Source organism: Amycolatopsis sp. CA-161197, assembly GCF_050942255.1.
In the GTDB taxonomy this organism is placed as follows: domain Bacteria; phylum Actinomycetota; class Actinomycetes; order Mycobacteriales; family Pseudonocardiaceae; genus Amycolatopsis.
In genome coordinates this window covers 10,012,272-10,020,316 of record NZ_CP192059.1, presented here as the reverse complement: position 1 = coordinate 10,020,316, position 8,045 = coordinate 10,012,272, and the positions used below count along the sequence as shown (strand labels likewise).

8 protein-coding genes are annotated in these 8,045 nt (G+C 70.1%); 3 read left to right on the top strand and 5 right to left on the bottom strand.

The genetic code is table 11. The annotated features are described in order from the left end of the window. Nucleotides 1-13 precede the first annotated feature (13 nt). Both ACQPXB_RS47575 and ACQPXB_RS47570 read left to right on the top strand, forming a co-directional pair. Nucleotides 14-916, top strand: a complete 903-nt coding sequence (locus tag ACQPXB_RS47575; RefSeq protein ID WP_432848632.1) for an SDR family oxidoreductase — start codon at nt 14-16, stop codon at nt 914-916. A 218-nt stretch (nt 917-1,134) separates the two neighbouring features. After that, nucleotides 1,135-2,577, top strand: a complete 1,443-nt coding sequence (locus tag ACQPXB_RS47570; RefSeq protein ID WP_432848631.1) for an amino acid permease — start codon at nt 1,135-1,137, stop codon at nt 2,575-2,577. Between the two features lie 55 nt (nt 2,578-2,632). Here ACQPXB_RS47570 and ACQPXB_RS47565 read toward each other — a convergent pair whose 3' ends face one another. The 5 genes from ACQPXB_RS47565 to ACQPXB_RS47545 are packed head-to-tail and all read right to left on the bottom strand — an operon-like array spanning nt 2,633 to nt 7,245. Beyond that, nucleotides 2,633-3,163, bottom strand: coding sequence for a cysteine hydrolase family protein (locus ACQPXB_RS47565; protein WP_432848630.1), 531 nt, complete (start codon nt 3,161-3,163; stop codon nt 2,633-2,635). After that, nucleotides 3,160-4,623, bottom strand: a complete 1,464-nt coding sequence (locus ACQPXB_RS47560; RefSeq protein ID WP_432848629.1) for a purine-cytosine permease family protein — start codon at nt 4,621-4,623, stop codon at nt 3,160-3,162. Before ACQPXB_RS47560 ends, ACQPXB_RS47565 begins: the two co-directional genes overlap by 4 nt. Before the next feature lie 23 nt (nt 4,624-4,646). Continuing rightward, complete coding sequence (locus ACQPXB_RS47555) at nt 4,647-5,570, bottom strand: PfkB family carbohydrate kinase (protein WP_432848627.1); 924 nt, start codon at nt 5,568-5,570, stop codon at nt 4,647-4,649. Further along, on the bottom strand, nt 5,567-6,556 hold the full coding sequence (locus ACQPXB_RS47550) for an ADP-ribosylglycohydrolase family protein (RefSeq protein WP_432848626.1): 990 nt from the start codon (nt 6,554-6,556) through the stop codon (nt 5,567-5,569). Before ACQPXB_RS47550 ends, ACQPXB_RS47555 begins: the two co-directional genes overlap by 4 nt. After that, nucleotides 6,553-7,245, bottom strand: a complete 693-nt coding sequence (locus tag ACQPXB_RS47545) for a GntR family transcriptional regulator (protein WP_432848624.1) — start codon at nt 7,243-7,245, stop codon at nt 6,553-6,555. The genes ACQPXB_RS47550 and ACQPXB_RS47545 overlap by 4 nt, the downstream gene beginning before the upstream one ends. A 155-nt stretch (nt 7,246-7,400) precedes the next feature. Between ACQPXB_RS47545 and ACQPXB_RS47540 the strand changes: the two genes are divergently transcribed. After that, complete coding sequence (locus ACQPXB_RS47540) at nt 7,401-7,823, top strand: Hsp20/alpha crystallin family protein (protein WP_364051779.1); 423 nt, start codon at nt 7,401-7,403, stop codon at nt 7,821-7,823. Nucleotides 7,824-8,045 lie beyond the last annotated feature (222 nt).

The following is an 8,045-nucleotide window of genomic DNA, read 5'->3' as shown; positions in this document are numbered from 1 at the left end:
CACACTCGAGGTGATGGCTGATCTCCGGAACCGGGTGGCCCTGGTGGCCGGCGCGACCCGCGGCGCCGGGCGCGGCATCGCGGTGGCCCTCGGCGAGGCCGGCGCGACGGTGATCTGCACCGGCCGCAGCAGCTGGGAACGCGACGGTCACTCCGACTACGACCGCCCCGAGACGATCGAGGAGACGGCCGCGCTCGTCACCAGCCTCGGCGGCACCGGCGTGCCCAGGCAGGTCGACCACCTCGACCACGAGCAGGTGCGGGTGCTGGGCGAACGCGTCCGTCGTGAACACGGCCGGCTCGACGTGCTGGTCAACGACATCTGGGGCGCCGAGCGGCTCAAGGGCGGCCCGGCCGACTGGAACACACCGATCTGGGAGCACGACCTCGACGACGGCCTGCGGATCCTGCGCCTCGGCGTGGAAACGCACCTCGTGACCTCGCACTACCTGCTGCCGCTGCTCGTTTCCCAGCCCGGTGGGCTCCTCGTCGAGATCACCGACGGCACCCTGGCGTACAACGCGTCCCAGTACCGGATCTCCGTGTTCTACGACCTCGCGAAAGCCTCGGTGAACCGGCTGGCGTTCTCGCAGGGCCACGAGCTCGCGGCGCACGGCGGCACGGCCGTCGCGATCACGCCGGGCTGGCTGCGTTCGGAGATGATGCTCGACAACTACGGCGTCACCGAGGAAAACTGGCGCACCGCGCTTGATTCCGACCGCCCGGGCGGCCTCCCGACCGCCCCGCCGCCCTTCGCGCAGTCCGAGTCGCCCCGGTACGTGGGCCGCGCGGTGGCGGCGCTGGCCGAGGACCCGGAGCGCGCACGGTGGAACCAGCGGTCGGTGAGCTCGGCGGAGCTGGCCCGCGAGTACGGCTTCACCGACGTCGACGGCACACAGCCGGACAGCTGGGCTTGAAACGCGTTTCGCGTTTTCCGGCCCGGGAGTCCGTGAATTTCGGTTCTATCGGGCACATTTGAGAATGGCTTGAGGTTCGCAGCTCAAATCAACCCTAAGTTATCGCCGCTCCCGTTGCGGCCGGATGCGGTCCGACCACATCATGATCTGGCACGACACAGTGGTCGGCCGACCCCTGCGTCACGACACGCACTTTGTTGTCAGAACAGGGGAATCACATGTCGCCCTCGGATCAGACGGCGGTCGCCGAGCCGCCGGAAACCTCGTTCAAGCACGAGGAAACCGGGTACCACAAAGGACTGAAGAACCGTCAGGTCCAGATGATCGCCATCGGCGGCGCCATCGGGACCGGCCTGTTCCTGGGCGCCGGCTCGCGCCTGCACAGCACCGGTCCGGCGCTGGCCGTCGTCTACGCCGTGGCCGGGATCATCGCGTTCTTCGTGGTCCGCGCAATGGGCGAACTGGTGATGCACCGGCCGTCTTCCGGATCCTTTGTGTCCTATTCGCGAGAATTCCTCGGCGAGAAAGCCGCGTTCTTCGCCGGCTGGATGTACTTCCTGAACTGGGCCACGGCGGGCGTCGCCGATGTGACCGCGGTGGCCAAGTACACGCAGTTCTTCTGGCCCGACCTGCAGCAATGGATTCCCGCGCTCATCGCGTTGTTCGCGATCCTCGCGGTGAACATGGTGTCGGTGAAGCTGTTCGGCGAACTCGAGTTCTGGTTCGCCGCCATCAAGGTGCTCGCGCTCGTGGTGTTCATGGTCGTGGCGATCTTCGTGTTGATCAGCCGGACGCCCGTCGACGGCGTGGTGACCGGCCCGAGCCTGATCACGAGCAACGGCGGCCTGTTCCCGACCGGCGTGCTGCCCGCGCTACTGATCCTGCAGGGCGTCGTGTTCGCGTACTCCGGAGTCGAGATGGTCGGGGTGACCGCGGGCGAGACCGCCAACCCGCGCAAGGTCATCCCGAAGGCCGTCAACTCCGTCGCCTGGCGCATCGGCATCTTCTACGTGGGTTCGGTGCTGCTGCTGGTGATGGTGCTGCCGTGGACGGCGTACAAGAGCGGGGAGAGCCCGTTCGTCACGTTCTTCTCGAGGCTCGGCATCCCCGCGGCCGGCGGCATCATGGACGTCATCGTGCTCACCGCGGCGCTGTCCAGCGTGAACTCGGGCCTCTACTCCACCGGACGCATCCTGCGCTCGCTCTCGATAGCCGGCTCGGCCCCGAAGTTCACCTCGAAGATGAGCAAGAGCGGCGTCCCCTTCGGCGGTGTGCTGCTGACCGCCGCGGTGTACGTGCTCGGTGTGGTGCTCAACCTCGTGGTGCCGGGCGAGGCCTTCGAGGTCGCGCTGGAGTTCTCGGCGCTGGGCATCATCGGCATGTGGTCGATGATCGTGATCTGCCACCTGGCGATGACGCGCAAGGCCGCGCGCGGCGAGATGTCCCGGCCGGCGTACCGCCTGCCGGGCGCGCCGTACACGAACTACGTGACGCTGGCGTTCCTCCTGCTGGTCCTCACGATGAGCTGGTGGGGCGGCACCACCGGGCGGATCCTGATCTACAGCATTCCCGTGCTGGCGCTGGTGCTGGTCGCCGGCTGGCTCGGGGTCCGCGGCCGCGTCCGCCGGATCGCGGCGGAGCGGCAGGATGAGCTGACGTAGGGTCGTTCCCGATCTCCTGGGCCTCCGGCGTGGTTTCTCTGCCGGGGGCCCAGGTTCAGTTCGCCAGCACCTCGTCCGTCGTCCTGACCTCCACTAACGGCCCATAGAGCCGCAGGATCGCCAGCGTCTGCTCGTGGCTTTCGTCCGAGACCCCGGCGCACGCGTCGGACACCACGGTCACCGGGACGCCCGCGTCGGCGGCGGCCAGGGCGGTGGACAGGACGCAGCAGTCCGTGGAGACGCCGGCGAGCACCAGGCCGCCGTCGCCGACCAGCTGTGCCATCTCGGGCGTCCACTTGCCGAACGCGTAGGCGTCCACAGTGGACTTCACGGGGAACTCGTCGACCACCGCGTACGCCCGTGAATCCGGTTTTTGCAGCGCGAACGGCCACTGCTGGTAGTACTTCACCCAGACCCCGGCCGGTTTCTCCGGAGCCAGGAACCGCGTGAACGCCACCCGCGGCCCGAACGCGTTCACCAGCCGCCGCACCTGGGGCAGGATCGACGCGAAGCCCGGCATGAACCAGCCGCTCGCCGGGTCGGCGAAGATGTTCTGCAGGTCGATCACCCCGAGCAGCGGCTTCACGCGGCGGCCTCCTGCGCGCGCACGCGCGAGCGGCTGACCAGCAGCGTCACCACGAACCCGAGCGCCAGTGCCACCAGCACGCTGAGGTTGGCGAACGCCCACGAGCCCTCGCGGCCGCCGAGGCCGAACGGTGCCAGCAGGTAACCCTGCCAGTGCAGCCAGCTCGCGGACGCGTTGGTGACCAGCCCCCAGCCGATGGCCGTCGCGACGACGATCAGGGCGATGGGGCCGAAGCGCACGTCGCCGTAGCGGCCGCGGCGGTCGTAGAGGTCGGCTTCGGCGTAGTCGCGGCGGCGCAGCAGCACGTCGGCGAGCATCACGCCGCACCACGCGGCCACGGGCACGCCGAGCGTCGTGAGGAAACCCTGGAACTGGCCGAGGAAAGTGCCGCCGAAGAAGACTATGTAGACGGTGCCGGCGATCATGATCACGCCGTCGATCAGCGCGGCGACGTAGCGCGGGATCCGCAGGCCGGCGGACAGCAGCGACAGGCCTGAGGAGTAGATGTCCAGCACCGCGCCGCCGACTAGGCCGAGCACGGCGACGATCGCGAACGGCACCAGGAACCACAGCGGCAGGATCGTGGTCAGCGCCCCGATCGGGTCCGCCGCGATGCTCGAGTTCAGCTCCGGCGACGAACCCGCCAGCAGCAGCCCGAACACCAGCAGCACGAGCGGCGCCACGGAAGCGCCGAACGTCGTCCAGCCGATCACGCCGCGTCCGGACGACGAGCGCGGCAGGTAGCGCGAGTAGTCGGCCGCCGCGTTGACCCAGCCGAGGCCGAAGCCCGTCATCAGGAACACGAGCGCGCCGATGAACTCCTGCGCCGAACCCGCGGGCACCGCGCTCACCGCCGACCAGTGCACGTGGCCGGCCACGAGGATCACGTAGACCACGGTGAGGACGCCGGTGATCCACGTGATGATCGTCTGGAGCCGCATGATCAGGTCGAAGCCCATCACGCCGCTGAGCACAGTGAGCCCCGCGACCACGATCAGCGCGATCACCTTGGTCGTCGTGCCGCCACCCCAGCCGAGCCGCTCGAACACGGTCGCGGTGGCCATCGTCGCGAGCGCGGTCAGCACCGTTTCCCAGCCGACGGTGAGGATCCACGAGATCGCCGACGGCAGGTGGTTGCCGCGCACGCCGAACGCCGCGCGGGAGAGCGTCATCGTCGGCGCGGAGCCGCGTTTGCCCGCCACCGCGATGAAGCCGCAGAGCAGGAACGAGAACACGATCCCGACGACACCGGCGACGGTCGCCTGCCAGAACGAGATCCCGAACCCGAGCGCGAACGAGCCGTAGCTGAGCCCGAGGATCGACACGTTGGCGCCGAACCACGGCCAGAACAGATCCCTTGGCCGGCCCCGGCGCTCGGCGTCGCCGATCACGTTGATGCCGTGCGTCTCGACCTTGAGCCGGCTGCCTGTTTCCGGTGCCCGTTGTTCGGTCCTGGCCATGATGCCCGCCTATCTGAACCTGTTCATATTTGGTCGGTGCGACGGTAGAAGTCGCCCGTGTTGCCGTCAATATTCCGACAGAACTCGTTCAGTTCCGCACGCGTTGGCGCCGTGGCGGGCCCGTGTCGGGTTACGGACATCGCGGCGGCGGCGTTGGCGCGGCGGGCCGCGTTCGGCAGGTCGGCGCCGCGCAGGAGTTCGGCGGCCAGGACGCCGCAGTGGGTGTCGCCGGCGCCGTTGGTGTCGACCGCGGTGACGCGGAAGCCGTCGATCCGGGTGGCCTCGCCGCCGTGGTGGATCGTGCAGCCGGCGGGGCCGTCGCGGACGATCACGGTCGTGGTCTCGGCGAGTTCGGCGACGTCGAGGGACTCGGCTTCGCGGGAGTTGCAGCTGATGCTGTCTACTGTGGACAGCAAAGTCGCCAGCGCTGGCGGGTCCAGTTCGGACACCAATGGGCCGGGGTCGAACAGCACCCGCGAACCCGGCAGGTCCGGCAGCCAGTGCAGCAGGGCGTCGCGGTTGGCGGCGTGCAGGAGGCTGTAGCCGGTGACGTACACGAGGTCGTCCGGCGTGGCGGCGACTCGCGCGAGCTGGTCGGCGCGCAGCCGTCCCTCCGCGCCGGTGCCCGTAGCGAACGTCCGCTCACCCGACGGGTCCACGAGCGCCACGACGACGCCGGTGTCGCCGCTGGCCGTGGGTTCCTGCGCCGTCGTGATGCCCTCGGCCTCCAGCGCGGCGCGCACGAGGTCGCCGAAGCTGCCGGTGCCGTGCGTGCCGGCGTAGGCGACCTCGGCGCCCGAGCGCGCGGCCGCGGCCATCACGTTGAACCCGCCGCCGGGCAGCAGGTTCGTGGACGTGGCCAGCACGTCGCCGCCAGGAACCGGCAGCCCCGGCACGGTGAGGACCAGGTCGACGACGACCTGCCCGGTGTGGATCAACCGGCTCACGGGATGGTCCTGCGCACGGCGACGAGGCCGTCGACGAGCGGGCCGAGGTCGAGGCCGTTCACCCGGACCACGGTTTCGCCGAGCTCGGCCGGGATCTCCTCGCCGCAGGCGCCGAGCAGCGCCCCGCAGATCGCCGCGACGGTGTCGGTGTCGCCGCCCAGCCGCGCGGCCGTCGTCAGCGCGTCGGCCGGGTCGAGCACCTCGGCCAGCGCGAACGCGGCGACCACCGACTCCTGCGCGGACACGGAAGTGCCGATCACGTCGGCCACGGCGTCGTCCAGCTCGGTGCGCCGCAGGCCCCGCACCCAGTCGCGCGCCCAGTGGATGCGCGCGGCGACACTGCCGCCCGCGCTCCAGTGCGCTTGCGCCGCACCGAGCGCGGCCGCGCGTTCGGCCAGGTCGAAGGCGGCCATGCGGTCCGCGCCGTCGACGCCCGCCGACACCGCGGCGGCGACGGCGGTCGCGGCGGCGAGGCCGACTGAGGTGTTGTGGGTGACGCGCGCGGTCTCGGCCACGGCGTCGACGAGCGTGGCCAGGTCGTCGACCGGGGTCGCGATGCCGACCGGGGTCACGCGCATGGCGGCGCCGTTGGTCGTGCCGCCGCGGCCGGCCTCCTCCGGGGGGACGCCGCTTTCCAGCAGGGCCAACGCCCTCTTCGTCGACGGCCCGAGGAGGTCCGCCGAGCCGCGGCGGACCATGTCGGCTTCCCAGGCCAGCAAGGCGTCGGCGAACACGCGTGGCTCGACGTGGCCGCCGCCGTCCACGAGCAGGCGCGCGAGCAGGAGGGCCTGCTCGGTGTCGTCGGTGATCGTGCCCGCGGGCAGGCCGGGTGCGATGGGCTGGCCGGCGATCGCGTCGCGGAACCCGTCGACCGTCCCGTACGCGGCGCGGATTTCGGCGCGGCACATCGACTGGGTCGGCATGCCGAGCGCGTCACCCACGGCCAGCCCGGTCAACGCGGCGAGCGCGCGGTCGCGGGGGCTCATCGCCGGCCGAAGGTGAGGTGGAAGCTGAAACGCGTGGGGTCGAGCAGGCTCACGACGTGCTCGACGAGCCGGGAATCCGCGTCGAGCGACGTGCGCGTGGCCTTGAGGAACAGCTCTCCGGCGGGGCGGCCGAGCAGCGCGGCCGAAGCGGCGTCGAGCGGCTGGGCGGTGATCCACTGGTCGCCGCCCACGGGGTGCAGGCCGGCTTCGCGCAGGGTGGCCGTGATGGAGCCGTCGACCAGGCGCAGCTCGGCCAGCGGCCCGACGGGCGGCAGGGTGGCCTCTTCGAGCGAGACACCGCGGCCGGTGTCATCGCGGAGCAGCCGTTTCACGCGCACGAACTTCGGTGTGGTGAAGCGGCGGGTGAGCTCGGCGTCCTCGACCTCGGTGATGCCGAGCAGCTCCGTCGTCACGGGCGCGCCGGAGTCGGCAAGTGCGCGAGCCCAGCCGACGCCCTGGTCGAGCGTGACCCCGTCGAACGTCACGAACGACCCGACGCCGGCGTGTGTGGAAATGAGCGCCTGGTGTTGCAATTCGGACAGCGCGCTGCGCACCGTCCCGCGGCTGACCTGGTACTGCTCGGCGAGCTGGTGCTCACCGGGCAGCTGGTCACCGTGGGCGAGCCGGCCGGAGCGGATGAGCTCGGCGAGGTCGCCCACGAGCTGCTGTTTCTTTCCGCCCATGGACATGTTCATACCTGTACACCGGGTGGTGGCCGTCTGACAACTCCACACTGTGATGTGCGTCAAACGGGAACAACTAAGTTGAGTGGGTCGTTGTCAGCTTCGTAAGGTCCGGTCAGCCGCCCAGGAGCTGATCGAGGCCACCTGAAGGAGGAACGCAGATGTTGATCCGGACCGACCCGTTCGCCCAGTTCGACCGCCTGACCCAGCAGTTCTTCGCCGGCCAGCCCACCAGCTCGCCGCGCACGATGCCGATGGACGCCTACCGCAACGGTGACGAGTACGTCGTGCAGTTCGACCTCCCGGGCGTGGCCCGCGAGTCGATCGACGTGAGCGTGGAGCGCAACGTGCTGACCGTGAAGGCCGAGCGCGCCGCCGCCTTCGGCGAGGACGCCCGTGTGCAGGTCTCCGAGCGTTCGCGCGGCAAGGTTTCGCGCCGCCTCGTCCTCGGTGACACCCTCGACACCGACCGCGTCGCCGCGGAGTACGTCGACGGTGTGCTGACCCTGCGCATCCCGGTTGCCGAGAAGGCCCAGCCGCGCAAGATCACCGTCGGTGGCGAGCCGCAGCAGCTCGAGAACTGAGTTTCAGGCTGATTTCCCGGCCCCGTCGCTCCTCTTCGGAGTGACGGGGCCGAACCGTATCCGTCCACAGTGGATTTTCGGGCGGGGATTCTTCCGGGCAAGTACGTTGCCCTGTCTCACCTTCACCAGGTGATGTGGCCGCCGTCACATCAAGATCGTGAACCGTTCACCGGACGGGACCCGTGTCTGCGGGTGTCCGGCACCGAGGTGCGGAGCCGGGAA